Source organism: Pseudomonas sp. MF6747, assembly GCF_963890955.1.
Classification (GTDB): domain Bacteria; phylum Pseudomonadota; class Gammaproteobacteria; order Pseudomonadales; family Pseudomonadaceae; genus Aquipseudomonas.
This window is the reverse complement of sequence record NZ_CAWPSZ010000010.1, coordinates 66043-89577: the sequence shown is the minus strand read 5'-3', so window position 1 is coordinate 89577 and position 23535 is coordinate 66043. Positions and strand designations below refer to the sequence as shown.

The following is a 23535-nucleotide window of genomic DNA, read 5'->3' as shown; positions in this document are numbered from 1 at the left end:
AGGAGAACAGCATGCTTCCGGCTCTATGGGTTGCCAAAACAGGTTTGTCCGCCCAGGACACCAACCTGACCACCATTTCCAACAACTTGGCGAACGTGTCGACCACGGGCTTCAAACGTGACCGCGCCGAGTTCCAGGACTTGCTCTATCAGATCAAGAAGCAGCCGGGCGCCCAATCGACCCAGGACAGCGAATTGCCGTCGGGCCTGCAACTGGGTACCGGTGTGCAGATCGTTGGCACGCAGAAGAACTTCAGCGCCGGTAACCTGCAGCAAACCGGTCAGCCGTTGGACATGGCCATCAACGGGCGCGGCTTCTTCCAGATCCTGCAACCGGATGGCACCACGTCCTACACCCGTGACGGCACGTTCCACCTCGACTCCAATGGCCAGATCGTCACGGCCAACGGTTTCGCCCTGGAGCCGGCTGTTGTGGTTCCCGCCGATGCCAAGACCTTTACCGTCGGCAACGACGGCACTGTGTCGATCACCGTGGCCGGCAACCCGGCTTCGCAAGTGATCGGCAACCTGCAAACCGCCGACTTCATCAACCCGGCCGGCCTGCAAGCGATGGGTAACAACCTGTTCCTGGAAACCGCCTCCAGCGGCGCGCCGCAAATCGGCACCCCTGGCCTGAACGGTTTTGGCACCACGCTGCAAAGCACCCTGGAAACCTCCAACGTCAGCACGGTTGAGGAGATGGTCAACATGATCACCACCCAGCGCGCCTACGAGATGAACTCCAAGGTGATTTCCACCGCCGACCAGATGCTTTCGTTCGTAACGCAGAATCTGTAATCAAGTCTATGGGGCGCCATCGACGGCGCCTGCAACACCGTGAGGTAAGGGTCATGAATCGCTATGTTTCTGTTCTGGCATTGAGTGGGATCGCCGTGCTCGCGGGCTGTGTCGCCCCGACGCCAAAACCCAATGACCCGTACTACGCGCCGGTGTTGCCACGCACGCCGTTGCCGGCGGCGGCCAACAATGGCTCGATCTACCAGGCCGGTTTCGAACAGAACCTGTACAGCGACCGCAAGGCGTTCCGTGTGGGTGACATCATCACCATCACTCTGAACGAGAAAACCCAGGCCAGCAAAAATGCCAACTCGCAGATCGGCAAGACCAGCAAGACCAGCATTGGCCTGACGTCGCTGTTCGGTGGCGTGCCCAACACCAATAACCCGCTGGGCAGCGGTGACCTGAGCCTGGACGCCGGCTACAGCGGCGACCGCGCCACCAACGGCAAAAGTGCGGCGGGGCAGGGCAACAGCCTGACCGGTTCGATCACCGTGACCGTCGCCGATGTACTGCCCAACGGCATCATCGCCGTACGCGGTGAGAAGTGGATGACCCTCAACACCGGCGACGAGCTGGTGCGCATTGCGGGCATGGTTCGCGCCGATGATATTTCCACCGACAACACCGTGCCGTCGACGCGGATTGCCGATGCGCGCATTACCTACTCGGGTACAGGTTCGTTTGCTGATGCGAGTCAGCCGGGCTGGTTCGACCGTTTCTTCCTTAGCCCGCTGTTCCCTTTCTAGGTGGCCACTTTGAAACTCAAACAGCTGATGGCTGCCGCGTTGTTGCTGGCCTTGAGCACAGGGGCCTTGGCTGAGCGGTTGAAAGACATCGCCAGTATTTCCGGCGTGCGCTCCAACCAACTGATCGGGTACGGCCTGGTGGTGGGGCTTAACGGCACGGGTGACCAGACCACCCAAACCCCGTTCACCCTGCAGACGTTCAACAACATGCTCTCGCAGTTCGGCATCAAGGTGCCGCCGGGTTCGGGCAACGTGCAACTGAAAAACGTCGCGGCCGTGTCCATCAGTGCCGATTTGCCGGCGTTCTCCAAGCCGGGTCAGGTGGTGGACATCACCGTCTCGTCCATCGGTAACTCCAAAAGCCTGCGCGGCGGCACGTTGCTGATGACGCCGCTCAAGGGTATCGACGGCAACGTCTACGCCATCGCCCAGGGCAACCTGGTGGTCGGTGGTTTTGACGCCGAGGGCCGTGACGGTTCGAAGATCACCGTTAACGTGCCATCGGCCGGGCGTATCCCGGGCGGCGCCATGGTGGAACGCACCGTGCCCAGTGGCTTCAACCAGGGCAACAGCCTGACCTTGAACCTCAACCGTTCGGACTTCACCACCGCCAAGCGCGTGGTCGACAAGATCAACGACATGCTCGGCCCTGGCGTGGCCCAGGCCATTGACGGCGGCTCGATCCGCGTTACCGCGCCACTGGACCCAAGCCAGCGTGTCGATTACCTATCGATCCTGGAAAACCTCGAGGTCGATCCAGGCCAGGCGGTGGCCAAGGTCATCATCAATTCGCGTACCGGCACGATCGTGATCGGTCAGAACGTCAAGGTATCGCCGGCGGCCGTGACCCACGGCAGCCTGACCGTGACCATCACCGAAGACCCGATCGTCAGTCAGCCTGGGCCTTTGTCCAACGGCCAGACGGCGGTAGTGCCGCGTTCGCGGGTGAATGCTCAGCAAGAAGCCAAGCCGATGTTCAAGTTCGGCCCCGGCACCACGCTGGACGAGATTGTCCGCGCGGTGAACCAGGTGGGCGCGGCCCCAGGCGACTTGATGGCGATCCTCGAAGCGCTGAAACAGGCCGGCGCCTTGCAAGCCGACCTGATAGTGATCTGAGCCATGGTCATGGATATGCGCAAGAGCGGGATCAGCAGCACGGCGGATTCGGGGTCTTACTCCGACCTGAACCGGCTTAACCAGCTCAAGGTCGGCGCCGACAAGAACAGCGAAGGCAACATGCGCAAAGTCGCGCAGGAGTTCGAGTCGCTGTTCCTCAGCGAGATGCTCAAGTCCATGCGTTCGGCCACGGAAGCGCTGGGCAAGGACAACCCGCTGAATACGCCGGCGGCCAAGCAATACCAGGAAATGTACGACCAGCAGTTGGCGGTTTCGATGTCTCGCGAAGGCGGTGGTATTGGCCTGGCCGACGTGCTGATGCGCCAGATGCAGAAGAACAAACCGGTGGACGCCCAGGCGGCCACGTTGCAGGGCCCGGAGGCGGCGCAAGCGCCAGTGAAGAAGGTCGATGTGCCGACTGAAATCGGCGCAGGCACCCAAGCCGAAGGGCCGTTGGGCCGCTCCAACGGCCAGCGTCCGCTATGGGCCTATCGCGTGGCCGTGCCTGAAGGCGCGAGCGCGCACGCCAACGACATGGAGCTGATGAACCAGCGCCGTATCGCCTTGCCGAGCAAGCTGACTGATCGTCTGTTGGCCGGCATCGTGCCGAACGCGCCGGTCGCCATCGATGCCAAGAGCGCGCCGCTGCGTAACAGCGCAGCCGCCGACAACGTGGTCAACAGCACCGCGCGCAGCATTGCCGTACCGAGCGGGCGCATGCAGGTGTATGGCCGCGCCATCGCCCAGCCACCGCTGGCGCCGGCGAAGAAAGCCTTCAGCTCGCAGGATGAATTCGTCGCCACCATGCTGCCGATGGCCAAGGCGGCCGCCGCGCGCATCGGTGTCGACCCCAAGTACCTGGTGGCCCAGGCCGCGCTGGAAACCGGTTGGGGCAAATCGGTAATGCGCGCCGAGGACGGCAGCAGCAGTCACAACCTGTTCGGCATCAAGGCCGGGCAGAGTTGGCAGGGCGGCCAGGCGCGTGCAATTACCAGCGAGTTTCGTGATGGGTCGATGGTCAAGGAAACGGCGCAATTCCGTTCCTACAACTCCTATCAGGACAGCTTCCACGACCTCGTGACATTGCTGCAAAGCAATGATCGCTATAAAGAAGTTGTGAAATCAGCCGACAACCCGGAACAGTTTGTGCGCGAGTTGCAAAAAGCCGGATACGCAACCGACCCGGACTACGCCAGCAAGATTTCGCAGATCGCCAAAACGATGAACAGTTACCAGGATTACGCTGCCGCGGGCGCATCCACTCATTTATAAGGTCTGAATCATGAGTTTGCTCAATATCGGGATGTCGGGGCTCAACGCCGCTCAAGGATCGTTGTCGGTCCTGAGTAACAACATTGCCAACGTCAACACCCCGGGATACTCGCGTCAGCAGACCACCCAGAACGCCAGCGCCAACAATCAGTACGGCGGCGTGTACATCGGCAGCGGCACGACCCTGGCGGATGTGCGCCGCATCTATAACGATTTCTTGGGCGCCGCTTACCAGAGCAGCACGGCCCTCAACAGCGACGCCACCGCCTACGCGGGCCAGGCGGCTGCGATTGACAAGACCCTGTCTGACAAGTCCACCGGCATGTCTGCGGTGCTCAGCGCGTTTTTCGCGTCCCTGCAAACCGCGGCAGCGACCCCGAGCGACGTGTCCGCGCGCCAACTGCTGGTGACCAGCGCCCAGACCCTGAGCAACCGCTTCAACGCGATCTCGACCCAGCTGACCCAGCAAAAAGAAAGCATCAACAGTCAACTGAGCACCATGAGTGATCAGGTCAATAAGCTGACGTCGTCGATTGCGTCGCTGAACACGCAAATCGCAACCGCCCAGGGCTCGTCGACCAGTGCGCCGGCCAACCTGCTGGATGCGCGTAACGAGGCGGTGCGTTCGCTCAACGAGCTGATCGGCGTAACGGCCACCGAGAAGAACGGCCAGTTCAGCATCACCACCGGCACCGGCCAGTCGCTGGTAGAAGGCGGTGTGGCCAACACGATTTCGGCCGTGCCGAGCAAAACCGACAACAGCCAGTACACCATTCAGCTCAACATGGGCGACACGCCGATGGACATCGGCAACGTGGTGTCCGGCGGCAGCATCGGCGGTCTGTTGCGCTACCGCAGTGATGCGCTGATACCGGCCATCAACGACCTGGGCCGCATTGCCATTGCCACCGCTGACAGCGTCAACAGCCAGTTGGGCCAGGGCCTGGACCTGAACAGCGATTTCGGTTCGTCGTTGTTCAGCGACATCAACAGCGCCGCGGCCATTGCCCAGCGTAGCCAGGCAGCCTCGGGCAACAGCGCAGGCTCGGGCAACCTGAATGTGACGATTGCCGACAGCAGCAAGCTCTCGACCTTCGACTACAAAGTCACCTTCACCAGCGGCAACCAGTACAACGTGGTGCGCTCCGACGGCAAAGCCATGGGCTCGTTCGACACCACCACCACGCCGCCGCCCGTGATCGACGGCTTCACGTTGGCGCTCGATGGCAAGGGGCCGATGGCTGCCGGTGACAGCTTCAAGGTCAGCCCGACGGCCACCGGGGCCAGCAACATCAGCGTTGACCTCAACGACCCGAACAAGCTCGCGTTCGCGGCGCCACTGGCCGGCAATGCCAGCACTACCAACACCGGCACCGGCACGTTCACGCCGCCGACATTGACGCTGCCGATCGATATCAACGGTGGCGCTGCCAGCGCGCAGTTGCGCACCGGGATCGAAAACTCGATGCCGGTGAAGATGGTATTTGGCAAGCCTGCGGCAGACGGCACCCAGTCCTACACAGTGAGCGATGCCCAGGGCAACCCGATCGGCACCGGCAGCATCATTCCGGGCCAGGGCAACAAGGTCTCTATCAGTGTGCCGATGCGTGATGCCAGCGGTACGTTGATTCCAGGCAAGAGCTTCAGTTTCGACACCACCGTGGCGGGCACGCCCGCCAACGGCGACAGCACGACCTTTTCGTTCAACAGTGGCGCCACCTCCGATGGCCGCAACGCTCAGCAATTGCTGGGTTTGCAGACCAAGGCGACGGTCGGTGCGGTGGATGGCAATGCGGGCGTGAGCCTGGTCAGCGCCAACAGCCGGCTGGTGTCCCAAGTCGGTTCCAAGGCCGCCCAGGCCAACACCGACAGCACCGCCACCGGCGCTTTGCTGGCCGCGAACAAGGCGGCCAGCAACTCCGTGTCCCAGGTCAACCTGGACGAGGAGGCGGGCGACATGATCAAGTTCCAGCAGTACTACACCGCGTCGTCGCAGATCATCAAGGCCGCGCAAGAAACCTTCAGCACACTGATCAACGCCCTTTAAAGGAGTCTGGAACGATGCGTATCTCTACACAGCAGTATTTCGACACCAGCTCCGCCAAATATCAGGATAACTACTCGGGTGTGGTGAAGGCTCAGGACCAGGCCAGCTCCGGTGTGCGCGTGCAGACTGCTGCGGATGATCCGGTAGCCGCCGCGCAACTGCTGATGCTGCAACAGCAAAAAGACATGCTGGGCCAGTACAACGGCAACATCACCAGCCTGCAAAACTCGCTGACCAACGAGGAAAGCGTGTTGGCGAGCATCAACACGGCCATGCAAACCGCCAGCGGCCTGGCGTTGCAGGCGGGTAACCTCAAGCTCAGCAACGACGACCGCAAGGCCATCGCCGCTCAGGTTGGCGCGCTCGAAGACCAGGTATTGGGCCTGCTCAACACCAAGGATTCCAGCGGCAACTATATGTTTTCCGGGGCCAAGACCGACACGCCGCCCTACAGCCGTAACAACGATGGCACCTACACCTACCAGGGTGATGAGACGCCGCTGAGCCTGCAAGTGTCGAGCAACTTGACGATTGCGGCGGGCGATACCGGCAAGACGCTGCTGGAAAGCTCCGGCAACACCGGGCGCACTCAGGCGACGATTTTGCCGCCGGCGGTCAACGACGGCAAAGTCGCGATTTCGGCCGGCCTGGTCACCTCGGGCACCGCTTACACGAAGAATTTTGCCGACGGCCAGCCATACAAGCTGACCTTCTCCAGCAGTACCCAATACAGCGTGACCGACAAGGACGGCAACGACGTTACGTCCGAGATCACCGGTAACGGCACATTTGATTCCACCAAGGAAGGCGCGTCCAGCGTCAACCTGCGCGGGGTCAAGTTCGACATCAGCCTGAATCTTGGGCCTGACGTGGCCTCGGGCGCACCGGCTGACGCGCTGGTGGCAGGCAAGGCCTTTACGCTGGAAAGCAAACCGGACACGTTCAGCAGTTCGCGCACAGCCAGTAATCCGTCTACGGCGCAGTTGACCGGTGGTCGGGTCACGGACCAGGCAGCCTACGCCAGCACCTTTCCGAACTCCGGCGCGGTGATCAAGTTCACCAGCGGCAATGACTACGAGGTGTACGCCCAGCCGTACTCGGCGAACAGCAAGTCGATTGCCACCGGCACCATGGCCACTGGCGCGACGTCGATCACGGCTGCCGGGGTGACCTTCGATGTGAGCGGCGCGCCGGGGGCGGGTGATCAGTTTTCCGTGAGTGCCACCAGCAACAAGAACATGAACGCCCTGGACACGCTGGGCCAACTGCGCAAGGCGCTGGAAACTCCGGCCGATGGCGACCCGGTGGCCATGAACAAGCTCAAGGACGTGATCAATACCTCCATCGGTAACCTGGCCAACGCTTCGGCGCAGATTGACCAGGTGCGTGGCTCGATTGGTGCGCGCCAGAACGCGCTGGATATCCAGAGCCAGGAAAACACCAGTTTGGGGCTGGCCAATACCTCCACCATGTCATCGCTGGCGAACGTCGACATGGGCCAGGCGGCCATTGATCTGACATTGCAGCAGACCATGCTGCAGGCTTCGCAGCTGGCGTTTGTGAAGATCTCCCAGTTGAGCCTGTTCAGCCGCATGTAACCGGCGAGCCTACAAGCGGCCCACCCTGGCAACAGGGTGGGCCGTTGTCGTTTCTGGGGGCGGGAATGTTGCAGGGTTTTGCATAAAGCGCACAAAATTGAGTGACCTGTGAGTCATAAAGCGCATCTTCACTGTATCGTGTGAAAAGGATAAGTCGTCGCAGGGTCTTTGCGCGGGGGCTTTCAGCGATATTTTTACGGGGTTATCCCCTTTATTGTCAGCGCTCCCGGCGTAGTCCGAGGGGTGTTATCCAGCTATTTAGTATTGGGAAGCCACAATGATTGGCATAAAAAGCATCGCCAGTTACGTGCCGGCAGACGGGGTTGACAACTACGCCCAGGGCGCCAAATTCGCCAAGGATGAGGATTTCATCATTGGCAAGATCGGTTCGGCGTTCCTGCCGCGCAAGGATGCTGCGCAGGAAACCTCCGACCTGTGCGTCGAGGCGGTCAACGCCTTGTTTGCCAACAACCCTGATTTGAAGCGCGAGTCCATCGACGCGCTGATCGTCGTGACCCAGAACGGCGATGAGGAAGGCTTGCCCCACACGGCCGCCATCGTCCAGGACAAGCTGGGCCTGCCGACCCACGTGGCGGCGTTTGATATCTCGCTGGGTTGCTCAGGCTATGTCTACGGCATCTACGCGATGAAAGGCTTCATGGAAGCCACTGGCCTGAAAAACGGCCTGCTGATCACCGCCGACCCGTATTCGAAGATCGTTGATCCGGAAGACCGCAACACCACCATGCTCTTCGGCGACGCCGCCACCGCCACCTGGATGGGCGAAGATGCGCCGTGGTTGCTCGGCAAGTCGAAGTTCGGCACCGACGGTTCCGGCGCGCCGCACCTGAAGGTCAGCGACGGCGTGTTTTTCATGAATGGCCGCCAGGTGTTCAACTTCGCCCTGCTCAAAGTACCGGCGCATTTGCACGAGCTGCTCAACGAGTCTGAGCTTAAGGCTGACGAGATTGATGCCTTCTGCATCCACCAGGGCAGTGCGGCGATTGTCGACGCCGTGGCGCGACGTTTTGAAGACGCACCGGTGGAGAAATTCATCAAGGACATGGTCGAGACGGGTAATACCGTGTCCTCGAGCATTCCGCTGCTGCTGGAAAAGCACATGATGGACGGCGACTGGAAGCGTGTTGCGATCAGTGGCTTTGGTGTCGGTTTGTCGTGGGGTTCGGCGATTCTCTATCGTCCGTGACCTGCTGATAGCGCTGCACACAAAAACGCCCAGGCTTGAAAAAGCCTGGGCGTTTTTTATTTGGCGCCAGAAAACCCAGCAAATGCGAGGCTTTGGGCTATCGTAAATGCTTGAATTACAAAGGGTGGCCCCGTGCTAGTAAAAAAAATCAAAAAAGTCCTCAAGAGACCTGCATTCACGACGATAACTATTACGAAGGTTCTCTAGGCCACACCCGGCGGTTGCCAGGGCCGGAAGCCGCAGTACACCACCCACGAGGATTTCGTCATGGCTTTAACAGTAAACACCAACCTTGCTTCGTTGACCGTTCAGAACAACCTGAACAAGGCTTCCGGCGCCCTGCAAACTTCCATGCAGCGTCTGTCCTCCGGCCTGCGTATCAACAGCGCCAAAGACGATGCGGCCGGCCTGCAAATCTCCAACCGTCTGACCAGCCAGATCAACGGCCTGGGCGTTGCGATCAAAAACGCCAACGATGGTAGCTCGATTGCTCAGACCGCTGAAGGCGCCATGCAGCAGTCCACCAACATCCTGCAAAGCATGCGTACCCTGGCTCTGCAATCCGCCAACGGCTCGCCAAGCGCTGAAGACCGTAAGTCGAACCAGGCTCAATACGCTGCTCTGACCGCTGAATTGACCCGTATCGCTACCACCACTACTTTCGGTGGCAAGAACCTGCTGGACGGTTCGTTCGGTACCACTTCGTTCCAGGTCGGCGCCAACGCCAACCAGACCATCGACATGAGCATCGGTAACGTTGCAGCCAACAACATTGGTTCGCAGCAGCTGAAAACCCAATCCCTGACGCCTTCGGCAACAGGTATTGCTGGTGGCGCGATCACCGTTACCGGTGGTGGCCAGTCTGCAACCGTTACCCTGGCAGCTGGCGCTTCCGCCAAGCAGATCGCTGCTCAAATGAACGGCGCCGTCGGCGGCCTGGCTGCTACCGCCAGCACCGAAGCTCAGTTCACCGTGAACGCGGCTACCATTGGTGCTGCAACTCCTCCAAACGCTAACTTCACCCTGCAAGTGGGCAGCGGTGCAGCCGTTCAGTTCACTGGCGTGACCAGCACTTCCGACCTGGCTAGCCAACTGGCGTCCAACGCTGCCAAGCTGGGCATCAGCGTTAACTACGATTCGTCGACCAACGCTCTGTCGGTCAAGTCCGACACCGGTGAGAACCTGACCTTCAACGCTGGTGACGGCGGTGCTGCTGGTATCTCGGTTGCAACCAAAGACGGCAACGGTACCTTCGGTACTGCTACTGCACTGGCCGCCACCGCTATCGTTGCTACCGGTGCTGTTTCGCTGAACTCCTCCAGCAGCTACGCGCTGAATGGCGCTGGTGTAGCCGGTGTGTTCGCTGCCGGTGCTGCTACCGCTGCCAACTCCGCCAAAACCACCGTCAACAACACCGACGTTACCACCGCTGCCAACGCGCAAAACGCGATCGACGTGATCACCCAGGCGATCTCGGACATCGACTCCCAGCGTGCCGGCCTCGGTGCTGTACAAAACCGTTTCGACAACACCGTTGCCAACCTGCAGAGCATTGCAGACAACTCCAGCGCCGCTCGCGGTCAGATTCAGGACGTTGACTACGCTGCTGAAACTGCTCAGTTGACCAAGCAGCAAACCCTGCAACAGGCTTCCACTGCGATCCTGTCCCAGGCCAACCAACTGCCATCCGCTGTACTGAAGCTGCTTCAGTAATAGCCATCGGTAGATGACTGACGGAAGGGCGCGTTTACGTGCCCTTTTGTCTTTTGCGTGATGAGGAGATTGGACATGGACATGAGCGTCAAGTTGAACCTGTCTTATCCGGCAGCGGCGCCGCAAAGTGCTCCTGCTCCAGTAAGTGCCGGTCCGCAGAAAACCAAGGTAGACCCTACAGTTGCCCCGGTCGAACCCAAGCAGGACTCGAAACCGTCCGACCTTGAACAGGCGGTCACGGATATTCGCAAATTCGTCCAGGCTGCCCAGCGCAACCTGGATTTTTCCATTGATGACACCACCCATCAGGTGGTGGTCAAGGTCATTGCGACCGACAGCGGCGAGGTGATTCGGCAGATCCCTTCGGAAACTGCGTTGAAACTCGCACAAAGCCTTCACGACGCCAGCAGCGTGTTGTTTGACGCCAAAGTCTGAGCTGGCATGAATTTTGTTGCTGTAGCTGCTTGAGGCGTCGTACGTCAAGAAAGCGCCAGCCCCGGATCAGGAGAACAGTCATGGGTGATATTACGGTTAGCGGTCCAGTTACGAACATCGATACCCAGTCGATCGTGACGGCATTGGTGAACGCGGAACAGGCACCCAAGCAGTCGCAGATCAACAAGCAGACGCAAACGTCGACCGCCCAGCTGTCCTCGATCGGCAAGATTCAAGCGGCATTGGATGCGTTCCGCGGCGCTATGGACAACATGGCCAAAGACGCCAGTATCGGCGGTTTGTCGGCAACGACCTCGGATAACAACGTATCGACCATCACGCTGGGCGCCGGTGCCTCCGCGGGCAGCTACCAGTTGGTGGTCAATCAGTTGGCGACGGCCTCGAAGGTCGCTACCCAGACTTTTGCAGCCGGGGCGAAGGCTGTCGTCAATACCGGCACTACGTCGACCACCTTGGAGATCTCCCAGTCGGGCAAGAGCTATGGTGTGAGCGTTCCGCCAGGTGCGACGTTGCAGCAGGTGCGTGACTCGATCAACGCGCAATACAGCAGTGCTGGCTTGAGTGCCAACATCCTGACTGACGCCACCGGTTCCCGTTTGGTCATGACGTCGACCAATACCGGCGTCGGCACCGACATTACCCTCGGCGGTAACTCCGGCCTGGAAGCCGGAGCCTCGGTCGTGACCGTGCCGCAGAACGCGAAGTACACCATTGACGGTACCGCTCAGGAATCCAAGAGCAATACCCTGGGCGACGCGATCAGTGGTGTGAGCATCAAGTTGACGGCAGTGTCGCCTCTGCCTGCCGGTTCTACAGATCCGCTACCCGCTGACTCAATCGTTACGCGCCTGAGTTCGACCATTACCATCGCGCGAAGCACCGACACCCTCAAGAGTTCGGTCAAGGGCTTTGTCGACACCTATAACGCCCTGATGACAGCGATCAACACTGAGACCGCGGTGACCACCAATGCCGACGGTTCCATCACGTCGGCTGCGCTGACCGGCGACGCCACTCTGCGTACTCTGACCTCGGCCGTTCGTAGCGAACTGAACGCATTGGGTGGCACGGGCTCGTTGAAATCCCTGGCCCAGTTTGGTGTGAACACTGACCAGAAGACCGGCAAGCTGAGCATCGACGATAAGTTGTTCAGTGCAGCGATCGCGACCAACCCCACTGACATTGGCGGCATTTTCAACGGTGACAAGGGGCTGCTGGCACGGATGAAAACCGCGACCGACAGCTATGCGCTCAGTGGTACCGGGGTTCTCGCTACGCGTACATCGACGCTGTCGGCAAACATCAAGGACCTGCAAAACCAGCAGGACACCCTGACCGCGCGCATGGCGGCCTTGAAGACGAGCCTGACCGCCAAATACACCACGATGAACAACTTGGTTGCCCAGCTCACCAGTCAACGTTCCAGCGTCATGACCACGCTTAACGCGCTGAATAATCCGAAGACCAGTTGATCCTCAATGAGGCCGCCCGGCGAGGTGATTGACTTTGTCGGGCGTGACCTTCGCAAGACCACCGGCTTAAAGTTTTTTGCGACGCCGTCGACATAATAGTCAGAACCCATTCTTTTAGTGTTGCCTGTCACGAGGTAGAAACATGAATCCCATGAGAGCCCTTCGCCAATATCAGAAGGTCAATTCCCATGCCCAGGTCTCCGAGGCCAGTCCACACCGTCTGGTCCAGATGTTGATGGAAGGCGCGTTGGATCGCATGGCTCAGGCCAAGGGCGCCATGGCTCGTGGTGATATCGCGCAAAAAGGACTGTTGCTGGGCAAGGCGATCGACATTCTGATCGGTTTGCGTGACGGCCTGAACCCGGAAAAAACCGATGATCCGGCCGCGTTGCAGCAATTGGATAACCTGTATGCCTACATGACCACGCGCTTGCTGGAAGCAAACAGCAAAAGCGATGTCGCCATGATCGACGAAGTAGCCGGCCTGATGATTACGCTCAAGGAAGGCTGGGACGGTATTGCAACACTGTAGGCCTTTGGCCTGAGGATGATGTCATGAGCCACGCCCTGCAACGGATTGACGAGACCCGCGAAGCCCTGGTTGACGCATTGGCCCACCGTAACTGGGACGCTATCGGCGAACTGGACATGGGGTGTCGTGCGGTGATCGATGAGGCGCTTAACAATGCGCCGGTGGACGAGGGTGCCCTGCGGGAAAAGCTGGAAAGCTTGCTGGCGGTGTATCAGCAGTTGCTTGAAGTGACGACTGGCGAACGCCAGGCGATTTTCGAAGAGATGTCGCAGATCAACCGAGCGGAAAGCGCGTCAAAGGTTTACCATCTGTTCGGCTGAATGGGCTCAGTTAATCCGAACGGCGCGTCATATATTTGACTGTGCCAGCATTTTTGACTTAACTAGTGCTGTTTTCAGATTTCAGACGTCTAGTAGGGTAAGAAATCTTACAAACGTCTAGATTGCCCTCACTCTGGGGCAGAGCGTTTTACTAGGGAAGTTGCTATTGCATGTGGCGTGAAACCAAAATTCTGCTGATTGATGACGATAGCGTCCGCCGCCGCGATTTAGCGGTAATTTTGAATTTTCTTGGTGAAGAAAATTTGCCCTGCGGTAGCCATGACTGGCAGCAGGCGGTCAGCTCTTTGTCGTCGAGCCGTGAAGTCATCTGTGTGTTGATCGGGACGGTAAACGCTCCTGGCGCAGTTCTGGGCTTGTTAAAGACACTGTCAACCTGGGATGAGTTCCTTCCGGTGTTGCTGATGGGCGATATTTCTTCCGTGGACCTTCCGGAAGACCAGCGCCGCCGCGTGCTCTCCACCCTGGAAATGCCGCCCAGCTACAGCAAATTGCTCGATTCCCTGCACCGTGCCCAGGTCTACCGCGAGATGTATGACCAGGCTCGCGAGCGCGGTCGTCATCGCGAACCCAACCTGTTTCGCAGCCTCGTCGGCACCAGCCGTGCGATCCAGCACGTACGCCAGATGATGCAGCAAGTGGCCGATACCGACGCCAGTGTATTGATCCTCGGCGAGTCCGGTACCGGCAAGGAAGTGGTCGCACGCAACCTGCACTATCACTCCAAACGCCGCGACGGGCCTTTCGTGCCGGTCAACTGCGGGGCAATCCCGGCAGAATTGCTCGAAAGCGAACTGTTCGGCCACGAGAAGGGCGCCTTTACCGGGGCGATCACCAGCCGTGCCGGGCGTTTCGAGCTGGCCAATGGCGGCACCCTGTTTCTTGACGAAATCGGCGACATGCCGCTGCCGATGCAGGTCAAGCTGTTGCGCGTGTTGCAGGAACGCACCTTCGAGCGCGTGGGCAGCAACAAGACCCAGAGCGTCGACGTGCGCATTATCGCGGCCACGCACAAAGACCTCGAAAGCATGATCGAGGTCGGTAGCTTCCGCGAAGACTTGTACTACCGCCTCAACGTATTCCCTATCGAGATGGCCCCGCTGCGCGAGCGCGTGGAAGACATCCCGCTGCTGATGAACGAACTGATTTCGCGCATGGAGCACGAAAAGCGCGGCTCGATTCGCTTCAACTCCGCCGCGATCATGTCCCTGTGCCGTCACGGCTGGCCGGGCAACGTCCGCGAGCTGGCCAACCTGGTCGAGCGCATGGCCATCATGCACCCGTACGGGGTGATTGGCGTGGTCGAGCTGCCGAAGAAATTCCGCTACGTCGACGATGAAGACGAGCAACTGGTAGACAGCCTGCGCAGTGACCTGGAAGAGCGCGTGGCCATCAACGGCCATACGCCGGATTTCGGTTCCACCGCCATGCTGCCGCCCGAAGGCCTGGACTTGAAAGACTACCTCGGTAGCCTCGAACAAGGCCTGATCCAGCAGGCGCTGGACGATGCCAATGGCATTGTCGCGCGCGCCGCCGAGCGCCTGCGCATCCGTCGCACCACCCTGGTGGAGAAGATGCGCAAGTACGGCATGAGCCGTCGCGAAGGTGATGAACAGGCGGATGATTGACGCCTGTTTTTTAACTGACTGATATATAGGTCTATTTTTTTCGGCACGGGTATTGCTACAGCCCTCGCAACGTTCCGTTTAACTGACGGTCAGCCAGCGAGAGAGCATGATGCCCCACGCCGCCAAACTTTCTTCAGCCCCTGCTATTCCTGGGCTGGTTCCGTGCGCAGAGCCGTTGACCCGGCAGGGTCTTGAACAGGCGTTCTCGCAATTCAACCAGATGTCGAGCCAGCTGACCGACTCCTACAGTCTGCTGGAGGCGCGGGTTTCCGAGCTTAAAGGCGAACTGGCAGTGGTCAGCGCCCAGCGCATGCAAGAGCTCGCCGAGAAAGAGCGTCTGGCCAACCGTCTACAAAACCTCCTCGACCTGTTGCCCGGCGGCGTAATCGTCATCGATGAAATGGGCCGTGTCCGCGAAGCCAACCCGGCCGCGCGTGACTTGCTGGGCGAGCCGCTGGAAGGCGAGTTGTGGCGCCAGGTGATTACACGCTGCTTTGCGCCACGCGAAGACGACGGCCATGAAATTTCCCTCAAGGATGGCCGGCGCCTGTCCATCGCCACCCGTTCCCTGGACGCCGAGCCCGGCCAACTGGTGCTGCTCAACGACCTGACTGAAACCCGTCACTTGCAAGACCAGTTGGCGCGCCATGAGCGTTTGTCGTCGCTGGGGCGGATGGTTGCTTCTTTGGCGCATCAGATCCGCACGCCATTGTCGGCAGCGTTGATCTACGCCAGTCATTTGACTGATGAGCAACTGCCAGCCGCCACCCACCAGCGATTTGCCGGGCGCCTCAAGGAGCGCCTGCATGAATTGGAGCATCAGGTGCGCGACATGCTGGTGTTTGCCCGCGGCGAATTGCCGCTGACCGACCGCGTCACGCCATCGGCGCTGATGCAGTCGCTGCAAGCGGCAGCCGCCACGCATATCCAGGACGTCAATGTGCGCTGGCAGTGCGACAGCCACTTGGGCGAGTTGCTGTGCAATCGCGACACGCTGGTCGGCGCCTTGCTCAACCTGATCGAAAACGCCACCCAGGCCAGCGGCCCGGGTGCGCGGCTCAAAGTGCACCTCTACACCCGCGACCAAACCCTGCGCCTGTGCATCAGCGACAGCGGCAGCGGCATCGACCCGGTCGTGCTGCAACGCCTGGGCGAACCCTTTTTTACCACCAAGACCAACGGGACGGGCCTGGGCCTGACCGTGGTCAAGGCAGTGGCGCGTGCACATCAGGGAGAATTGCAACTGCACTCCCGGTTGGGGCGTGGCACCTGTGCATTGATGACCTTGCCGCTGTTTTCCAGCGCGGCAAGCGCGGAGTAAGAGGACTATGGCTATCAAGGTTTTATTGGTCGAAGACGACCGCGCCCTGCGTGAAGCATTGGCTGACACGCTGCTGTTGGCGGGCCATGACTACCGCGCGGTCGGTTCTGCCGAGGATGCCTTGGAGGCCGTTGAACAAGAGTCCTTCAGTCTGGTGGTCAGTGACGTGAACATGCCCGGCATGGACGGCCACCAGTTGCTTGGTTTGTTGCGCGCACGCCAGCCGCAACTGCCGGTGCTGCTGATGACGGCGCATGGCGCCGTCGAGCGGGCGGTGGACGCCATGCGCCAAGGGGCGGCGGATTACCTGGTCAAACCCTTCGAGCCCAAGGCGCTGATCGAGCTGGTCGCCCGGCATGCGCTGGGCGTGGTGTCGAATGCCGAGGGTGAAGGCCCGATTGCCTTCGAGCCGGCCAGCGCGCAGTTGCTGGAACTGGCAGCCCGGGTGGCGCGCAGCGATTCGACCGTGTTGATTTCCGGCGAGTCCGGCACCGGTAAGGAAGTGCTGGCGCGTTACATTCACCAGCAGTCGGGCCGCGCCAAACAACCGTTTATTGCGATCAACTGCGCGGCGATTCCCGACAACATGCTCGAAGCCACGCTGTTCGGCCATGAAAAGGGCTCGTTCACCGGCGCTATCGCGGCGCAGGCCGGCAAGTTCGAACAGGCCGACGGCGGCACCATCCTGCTCGACGAAATTTCGGAAATGCCCCTGGGCCTGCAAGCCAAGCTGCTGCGGGTGCTGCAGGAGCGCGAAGTCGAGCGCGTCGGCGCACGCAAGCCCATCCAGCTGGACATCCGCGTGGTCGCCACCACCAACCGCGACCTCGCGGGTGAAGTGGCGGCAGGGCGCTTTCGTGAAGACTTGTTCTACCGGCTCTCGGTGTTCCCGCTGGCCTGGCGCCCGTTGCGTGAGCGCCCGGCGGACATCATTCCGCTGGCCGAGCGCTTGCTGAACAACCACGTCAAAAAAATGAAGCATGCCCAGGCGCGGCTGTCGGCCGAGGCCCAGGCCTGCCTGATCGGCTATCCATGGCCTGGCAATGTGCGGGAGCTGGACAATGCCATCCAGCGCGCGCTGATTTTGCAGCAGGGCGGGTTGATTCAGCCGCAGGACTTCTGCCTGGCCATGGGCAGTGGCGCGGCGCCGTTGCCGAGCCTGGCGCCGGCACCGGTGGTCGTGGCCGAAGCCGAGTCTGGCGGCGCCCTGGGCGACGACCTGCGTCGCCGCGAATTCCAGATGATCATCGACACCCTGCGTGCCGAACGCGGCCGCCGCAAGGAAGCCGCCGAGCGCCTGGGCATCAGCCCGCGCACCTTGCGCTACAAGCTGGCGCAGATGCGCGACGCGGGGATGGATGTCGAAGCCTACCTGTTCGCGACCTGACAAATCGCTGTCTTAGAAATACTCAGGCTGACAGGGTTTGTCGCCTTTTCTTACGAATAGCCACGGAGCTGGCACCCTTGTTGCTACCACCCCTAGTAACCGCTGCGTAGTGTCAAAAAATTGCGGGTCGTCGGAGAGAGAAGGTCATGAGCCAGGGTATTGAGTTCAATCGGTTGATGTTGGATATGCGCTCCATGCAAATGGATGCCATGGCTCAACCGAAATCCGTCGCGCCAGCGCCGGAATTGGGCCAAAGCAGTTTTGCCGACATGCTCGGTCAGGCAATCAACAAAGTCAGTGATACCCAGCAAGCCTCGAATCAGTTGGCTACCGCCTTCGAGATCGGCAAGAGCGGCGTGGACCTCACCGATGTAATGGTCGCTTCGCAAAAGGCCAGCGTTTCCTTTCAGGCCTTGACCCAAGTGCGTAACAAGTTGGTTCAGGCTTATCAAGACATCATGCAGATGCCGGTTTAAGGACGAGATTTAAGTCATGGCAGAAGCAGTCGTGGACAACGTACCCGCCAAGGCAGACGGCAAGCCGCCGCTGTTTGGCCTGTCGTTCCTGGAAAACCTTTCCGAAATGACCATGTTGCGTCAGGTGGGCCTGATGGTCGGCCTGGCTGCCAGCGTGGCGATTGGTTTTGCCGTGGTGCTGTGGTCGCAGCAACCTGATTACCGCCCGTTGTACGGCAGCCTGGCCGGGATGGATTCCAAGCAGATCATGGAAACCCTGGCCGCCGCCGACATCGCCTACACCGTGGAGCCCAATTCTGGGGCCTTGCTGGTCAAGGCCGATGACGTGGCGCGTGCGCGCATGAAGCTGGCGGCCGCCGGCGTTACGCCGTCCGACAGCAATATCGGTTTTGAAATTCTCGACAAGGACCAGGGCCTGGGCACCAGCCAGTTCATGGAAGCCACGCGCTACCGTCGTGGCCTGGAAGGCGAACTGGCACGCACCATCTCAAGCTTGAATAACGTCAAGGGCGCCCGCGTGCACCTGGCGATTCCGAAAAGCTCGGTGTTCGTGCGCGACGAGCGCAAGCCAAGCGCCTCGGTATTGGTCGAGCTGTTTTCCGGCCGCTCCCTGGAGCCTGGCCAGGTCCTGGCGATCATCAACCTGGTGGCCACCAGCGTTCCTGAGTTGAGCAAGTCGCAAATCACCGTGGTAGACCAGAAGGGCAACCTGCTGTCCGACCAGGCCGAGAACTCCGCGCTGACCCAGGCCGGCAAGCAGTTCGACTACAGCCGCCGCATGGAAAGCATGCTCACTCAGCGTGTGCATAACATTCTGCAGCCGGTGCTGGGCAACGACCGCTATAAAGCTGAGGTGTCTGCCGACGTGGACTTCAGCGCCGTCGAGTCGACCTCCGAGCAGTTCAACCCGGACCAGCCGGCGCTGCGCAGCGAGCAATCGACCAGCGAACAACGCACCGCCAGCAATGGCCCGCAAGGTGTGCCGGGTGCCCTGAGCAACCAGCCACCGGCCCCGGCCACGGCGCCGCAAACCACCGGTGGCGCGGCCGCGACGGCGGCTGCGATTCAGCCTGGTCAGCCACTGTTGGACGCCAACGGCCAGCAGATCATGGACCCGGCCACCGGCCAGCCGATGCTCGCGCCGTACCCGGCGGACAAGCGTAACCAGTCCACCAAGAACTTCGAACTCGACCGTTCCATCAGCCACACCAAGCAGCAGCAGGGCAAAATCAATCGCCTGTCGGTGTCGGTGGTGGTCGATGATCAGGTCAAGGTCAATGCCGCAGACGGCGCCGTCACCCGTGCGCCATGGAGCGCCGACGAATTGGCGCGCTTCACCCGCCTGGTGCAGGACGCTGTCGGTTTCGACGCCAGCCGTGGCGACAGCGTCAGCGTGATCAACATGCCGTTCTCCGCCGAGCGCGGCGAAGTGATCGCCGATCCGGCGTTCTACACGCAGCCGTGGTTCTGGGACATCGTCAAGCAAGTGCTGGGTGTGTTGTTCATCCTGGTGCTGGTGTTCGGCGTGCTGCGCCCGGTGCTCAACAACATCACCGGCCATGGCAAGAAGCAGCTGGCATTGGCTGGCAGTGACGTCGAGCTGGGTGGCATGGGCGGCCTGGACGGCGAACTGGCCAACGACCGCGTCAGCCTTGGCGGCCCGCAAAGCATCCTGTTGCCAAGCCCGAGCGAAGGCTATGACGCTCAGTTGAACGCAATCAAGAGTCTGGTAGCAGAAGACCCGGGCCGTGTGGCTCAGGTCGTGAAAGAGTGGATTAACGCAGATGAATGATCGAGCCGCTGTTGCCAAGCTCACCAAAGTCGACAAAGCCGCCGTGTTGCTGCTGTCTTTGGGTGAGACCGACGCCGCACAAGTGCTGCGCCACATGGGCCCCAAAGAGGTTCAGCGCGTAGGCGTGGCCATGGCGCAAATGCGCAATGTGCACCGTGAGCAAGTCGAGCAGGTGATGAGCGAGTTCGTCGAGATCGTCGGCGACCAGACCAGCCTGGGCGTCGGCTCCGACAGCTACATTCGCAAGATGCTCACCTCGGCCCTGGGCGAAGACAAGGCCAACGGCCTGATCGACCGCATCCTGCTGGGCGGCAACACCAGTGGCCTGGACAGCCTCAAATGGATGGAGCCGCGCGCCGTTGCCGACGTGATCCGCTACGAGCACCCACAGATCCAGGCCATCGTCGTCGCCTACCTGGACCCGGATCAGGCCGGTGAAGTACTCGGCCACTTCGACCATAAGGTGCGTTTGGACATCATCCTGCGCGTGTCGTCGCTGAACACGGTGCAGCCGGCGGCATTGAAAGAACTCAACACCATCCTCGAGAAGCAGTTCTCGGGCAACTCGAATGCCTCGCGTACCACCTTGGGTGGCATCAAGCGCGCGGCCGATATCATGAACTTCCTCGACAGCTCGGTCGAAGGCCAGTTGATGGACTCGATCCGCGAGATCGACGACACCCTGTCCGGCCAGATCGAAGACCTCATGTTCGTGTTCAACAACCTCTCCGATGTCGACGACCGTGGCATCCAGGCGTTGCTGCGCGAGGTGTCTTCCGACGTGCTGGTGCTGGCCCTCAAGGGGTCGGACGAAAACGTCAAAGAGAAGATCTTCAAGAACATGTCCAAGCGCGCCTCCGAGCTGTTGCGTGACGACCTGGAAGCCAAGGGCCCGGTGCGTGTCAGCGACGTGGAAACCGCCCAGAAGGAAATCCTCACCATTGCCCGCCGTATGGCCGAAGCCGGAGAAATCGTTCTCGGCGGGAAGGGCGGCGAAGAAATGATCTAAGGCGCTGCCCATGTCGAACAAAGATGAGACGCCCAGCGATCTGATTCGCGCACGGGATGTCGGCGGGTTCGACATCTGGTCGTTGCCCAGTTTCGATCCGCATGTGCCGGAACCTGAGCCAGAGCCGGTGATTGAAACACCGGCCGAAATGGAAGAAGTGCCGCTGGATGAAGTCCAGCCACTGACCCTCGAAGAATTGGAAACCATCCGCCAGGAGGCCTACAACGAGGGCTTCGCGGCGGGTGAAAAAGACGGTTTTCGCAGCACCACCCTCAAGGTTCGCCAAGAGGCCGAGGAGGCGCTGAGCGTCAAACTGGCCAGCCTGGAGCGCTTGATGGGCAACCTGTTCGACCCGATCGCCGAACAGGATTCGCAGCTGGAAAAATCCATGGTCGGGCTGGTCGAGCACATCGCGCGCCAAGTGATCCAGCGCGAACTGGTGCTTGATTCCAGCCACATCGAAAGCGTGATGCGCGAAGCCCTCAAGCTGCTGCCATTGGGCGTCGGCAATGTGCGGCTGTACATCAACCCGCAGGATTTCGAACAGGTCAAAGCCCTGCGCGAGCGCCATGAAGAAACCTGGCGCATTGTCGAGGACGCGGCGCTGCTGCCCGGTGGTTGCCGCGTCGAAACCGAGCACAGCCGCATCGATGCCACGGTGGAAACCCGCATCAGCCAGATCATGGCGAAAATGTTCGATCAATTGCATGAACAGTCCCTGCACCCGGCCGAGCCTGATATGAGTGTGGACCTGGACGCCGCCGATGCGCCTTGAACGCACCAGCTTCGCCAAGCGCCTGAGCGGCTACACCGAAGCCACCGAACTGCCCGGCCAGCCGATCCTCGAAGGGCGCCTGCTGCGCATGGTCGGCCTGACCCTTGAAGCCGAAGGCCTGCGTGCCGCCATGGGCAGCCGCTGCCTGGTGATCAACGACGACAGCTACCACCCGGTGCAGGTCGAAGCCGAAGTGATGGGCTTTTCCGGCAGCAAGATTTTCCTGATGCCGGTCGGCAGCCTGGCGGGCATCGCCCCCGGCGCCCGCGTGGTGCCACTGGCCGATACCGGCCGCCTGCCGATGGGCATGAGCATGCTCGGCCGCGTGCTGGACGGCGCCGGTCGCGCGTTGGACGGCAAAGGCGGCATGAAGGCCGAAGACTGGGTGCCGATGGATGGCCCGACCATCAACCCGCTCAACCGCAACCCGATCAGCGTGCCGCTGGACGTGGGCATTCGCAGCATCAACGGTTTATTGACGGTCGGCCGCGGCCAGCGTCTGGGCCTGTTTGCCGGTACCGGCGTGGGTAAGTCGGTGTTGCTCGGCATGATGACGCGCTTTACCGAGGCCGACATTATCGTGGTCGGGCTGATCGGCGAGCGGGGCCGTGAAGTCAAGGAATTCATCGAGCACAGCCTCGGTGAAGAAGGCCTCAAGCGCTCCGTCGTCGTCGCCTCGCCTGCGGACGATGCGCCGCTGATGCGTTTGCGCGCGGCCATGTACTGCACACGCATTGCCGAATATTTTCGCGACAAGGGCAAGAATGTCCTGTTGCTGATGGACTCGCTCACGCGCTTCGCCCAGGCCCAGCGGGAAATCGCCCTGGCCATCGGCGAACCGCCGGCCACCAAAGGCTACCCGCCGTCAGTGTTCGCCAAGCTGCCCAAGCTGGTTGAACGCGCCGGTAATGCCGAGGCCGGCGGCGGTTCGATCACGGCGTTCTACACCGTGTTGTCCGAAGGCGATGACCAGCAAGACCCGATTGCCGACTCGGCGCGCGGCGTGCTCGACGGCCACATCGTGCTGTCGCGGCGTTTGGCCGAAGAAGGGCACTACCCGGCCATCGATATCGAAGCGTCGATCAGCCGGGTGATGCCGGCGGTGGTCACGCCGGAGCACATGGCCCGCGCGCAGCACTTCAAGCAACTGTGGTCGCGCTATCAGCAAAGCCGCGACTTGATCAGCGTTGGCGCCTACGTGGCCGGCGGTGATCGCGAAACCGACCTGGCGATTGCCCTGCAACCGCAGCTGGTGACCTACCTGCGCCAGGGCCTCAACGACAAGATCAGCATGGGCGAAAGCGAAGCGCATCTGGGCTCCATCTTTGCCCCGGCGCCAGGCGGTTAAGCCATGGCCAGCACCCGTTCCTCGCGCCTGGCCCCAGTGGTGGACATGGCGGAGAAGGCCGAAAAAACCGCCGCGCAACGCCTGGGCTACTTTCAGGGGCAGGTGCGCCTGGCGGAAAGCAAACTCGGCGACCTGGAGCGCTTTCGCAGCGAATACCAGCAGCAATGGATCGAGCGCGGCAGCAAGGGCGTTTCCGGCCAATGGCTGATGGGTTACCAGGGCTTTCTCAACCAGCTGGAAACCGCCGTAGGCCAACAGCGCCAGAGCCTGGCCTGGCACCAGAACAACCTCGATAAAGCCCGCGAGGCGTGGCAGGCGGCGTTTGCCCGGGTCGAAGGTTTGCGCAAACTGGTGCAGCGCTACATCGATGAAGCACGGGCGATTGAAGACAAGCGCGAGCAGAAGCTGCTCGACGAGCTGTCACAGCGACTACCCCGCCAATCACAGTACTAACGGCCACCACCGGCCTGTTGTGGGCGCCGGGCTTGCCCGCGATGCAGGC

At 60.8% G+C, this 23535-nt stretch carries 21 protein-coding genes; all 21 read left to right on the top strand.

All coding sequences use genetic code 11. The features are described 5' to 3' along the window. Nucleotides 1-11: 11 nt before the first annotated feature. The 21 genes from flgG (at nucleotide 12) to fliJ (ending at nucleotide 23486) form a co-directional block, all read left to right on the top strand. On the top strand, nucleotides 12-797 hold the full coding sequence (gene flgG, locus AACW30_RS11600) for a flagellar basal-body rod protein FlgG (protein ID WP_005790105.1): 786 nt from the start codon (nucleotides 12-14) through the stop codon (nucleotides 795-797). A gap of 53 nt (nucleotides 798-850) precedes the next feature. Further along, a complete protein-coding gene (gene flgH / locus AACW30_RS11595; protein ID WP_003214607.1) occupies nucleotides 851-1546 on the top strand; it encodes a flagellar basal body L-ring protein FlgH in 696 nt (231 codons plus the stop codon). 27 nt (nucleotides 1547-1573) lie between these two features. Further along, nucleotides 1574-2662: a flagellar basal body P-ring protein FlgI gene (locus AACW30_RS11590; protein WP_106576713.1), complete on the top strand. Its 1089-nt coding sequence runs from the start codon at nucleotides 1574-1576 to the stop codon at nucleotides 2660-2662. A gap of 3 nt (nucleotides 2663-2665) precedes the next feature. Then, nucleotides 2666-3934: a flagellar assembly peptidoglycan hydrolase FlgJ gene (gene flgJ, locus AACW30_RS11585; RefSeq protein WP_169367340.1), complete on the top strand. Its 1269-nt coding sequence runs from the start codon at nucleotides 2666-2668 to the stop codon at nucleotides 3932-3934. Between the two features lie 10 nt (nucleotides 3935-3944). Continuing rightward, nucleotides 3945-5981, top strand: a complete 2037-nt coding sequence (gene flgK / locus AACW30_RS11580; RefSeq protein ID WP_200625060.1) for a flagellar hook-associated protein FlgK — start codon at nucleotides 3945-3947, stop codon at nucleotides 5979-5981. A gap of 14 nt (nucleotides 5982-5995) precedes the next feature. Further along, nucleotides 5996-7579 carry a flagellar hook-associated protein 3 gene (locus AACW30_RS11575; RefSeq protein WP_200625059.1) on the top strand — a complete coding sequence of 528 codons (1584 nt, stop codon included), beginning with the start codon at nucleotides 5996-5998 and terminating at the stop codon, nucleotides 7577-7579. 277 nt (nucleotides 7580-7856) lie between these two features. After that, nucleotides 7857-8786 carry a ketoacyl-ACP synthase III gene (locus AACW30_RS11570; RefSeq protein WP_106576446.1) on the top strand — a complete coding sequence of 310 codons (930 nt, stop codon included), beginning with the start codon at nucleotides 7857-7859 and terminating at the stop codon, nucleotides 8784-8786. Between the two features lie 267 nt (nucleotides 8787-9053). Next, a complete protein-coding gene (locus AACW30_RS11565; protein WP_200625058.1) occupies nucleotides 9054-10499 on the top strand; it encodes a flagellin N-terminal helical domain-containing protein in 1446 nt (481 codons plus the stop codon). A 75-nt stretch (nucleotides 10500-10574) separates the two neighbouring features. Beyond that, nucleotides 10575-10934 (top strand): flagellar protein FlaG, encoded by a 360-nt coding sequence (locus tag AACW30_RS11560; RefSeq protein ID WP_200625057.1) that lies wholly within the window; start codon nucleotides 10575-10577, stop codon nucleotides 10932-10934. An 80-nt stretch (nucleotides 10935-11014) separates the two neighbouring features. Continuing rightward, nucleotides 11015-12427, top strand: a complete 1413-nt coding sequence (fliD, locus tag AACW30_RS11555) for a flagellar filament capping protein FliD (RefSeq protein WP_200625056.1) — start codon at nucleotides 11015-11017, stop codon at nucleotides 12425-12427. A 142-nt stretch (nucleotides 12428-12569) separates the two neighbouring features. Continuing rightward, nucleotides 12570-12959 carry a flagellar export chaperone FliS gene (fliS, locus tag AACW30_RS11550; RefSeq protein WP_053257313.1) on the top strand — a complete coding sequence of 130 codons (390 nt, stop codon included), beginning with the start codon at nucleotides 12570-12572 and terminating at the stop codon, nucleotides 12957-12959. A gap of 23 nt (nucleotides 12960-12982) precedes the next feature. Then, nucleotides 12983-13279, top strand: a complete 297-nt coding sequence (locus tag AACW30_RS11545) for a flagellar protein FliT (protein WP_106576451.1) — start codon at nucleotides 12983-12985, stop codon at nucleotides 13277-13279. 170 nt (nucleotides 13280-13449) lie between these two features. Next, nucleotides 13450-14925, top strand: a complete 1476-nt coding sequence (locus tag AACW30_RS11540) for a sigma-54 dependent transcriptional regulator (RefSeq protein ID WP_200625055.1) — start codon at nucleotides 13450-13452, stop codon at nucleotides 14923-14925. A gap of 109 nt (nucleotides 14926-15034) precedes the next feature. Further along, on the top strand, nucleotides 15035-16246 hold the full coding sequence (locus AACW30_RS11535; protein WP_145159573.1) for a sensor histidine kinase: 1212 nt from the start codon (nucleotides 15035-15037) through the stop codon (nucleotides 16244-16246). Nucleotides 16247-16253: 7 nt separating this feature from the next. After that, nucleotides 16254-17633 (top strand): sigma-54-dependent transcriptional regulator, encoded by a 1380-nt coding sequence (locus tag AACW30_RS11530; RefSeq protein WP_106576453.1) that lies wholly within the window; start codon nucleotides 16254-16256, stop codon nucleotides 17631-17633. Nucleotides 17634-17779: 146 nt separating this feature from the next. Beyond that, nucleotides 17780-18109 carry a flagellar hook-basal body complex protein FliE gene (gene fliE / locus AACW30_RS11525; protein WP_016972029.1) on the top strand — a complete coding sequence of 110 codons (330 nt, stop codon included), beginning with the start codon at nucleotides 17780-17782 and terminating at the stop codon, nucleotides 18107-18109. 16 nt (nucleotides 18110-18125) lie between these two features. Beyond that, entirely contained in the window at nucleotides 18126-19901 is a 1776-nt protein-coding gene (gene fliF, locus AACW30_RS11520) for a flagellar basal-body MS-ring/collar protein FliF (protein ID WP_106576454.1), read from the top strand. Beyond that, nucleotides 19894-20910 (top strand): flagellar motor switch protein FliG, encoded by a 1017-nt coding sequence (gene fliG / locus AACW30_RS11515; RefSeq protein WP_106576455.1) that lies wholly within the window; start codon nucleotides 19894-19896, stop codon nucleotides 20908-20910. The genes fliF and fliG overlap by 8 nt, the downstream gene beginning before the upstream one ends. Before the next feature lie 10 nt (nucleotides 20911-20920). After that, nucleotides 20921-21685, top strand: a complete 765-nt coding sequence (gene fliH, locus AACW30_RS11510; RefSeq protein WP_200625054.1) for a flagellar assembly protein FliH — start codon at nucleotides 20921-20923, stop codon at nucleotides 21683-21685. Further along, entirely contained in the window at nucleotides 21675-23033 is a 1359-nt protein-coding gene (fliI, locus tag AACW30_RS11505) for a flagellar protein export ATPase FliI (RefSeq protein ID WP_106576457.1), read from the top strand. Before fliH ends, fliI begins: the two co-directional genes overlap by 11 nt. Before the next feature lie 3 nt (nucleotides 23034-23036). Further along, a complete protein-coding gene (gene fliJ / locus AACW30_RS11500) occupies nucleotides 23037-23486 on the top strand; it encodes a flagellar export protein FliJ (RefSeq protein WP_119742297.1) in 450 nt (149 codons plus the stop codon). The last annotated feature ends 49 nt before the right edge of the window (nucleotides 23487-23535 follow it).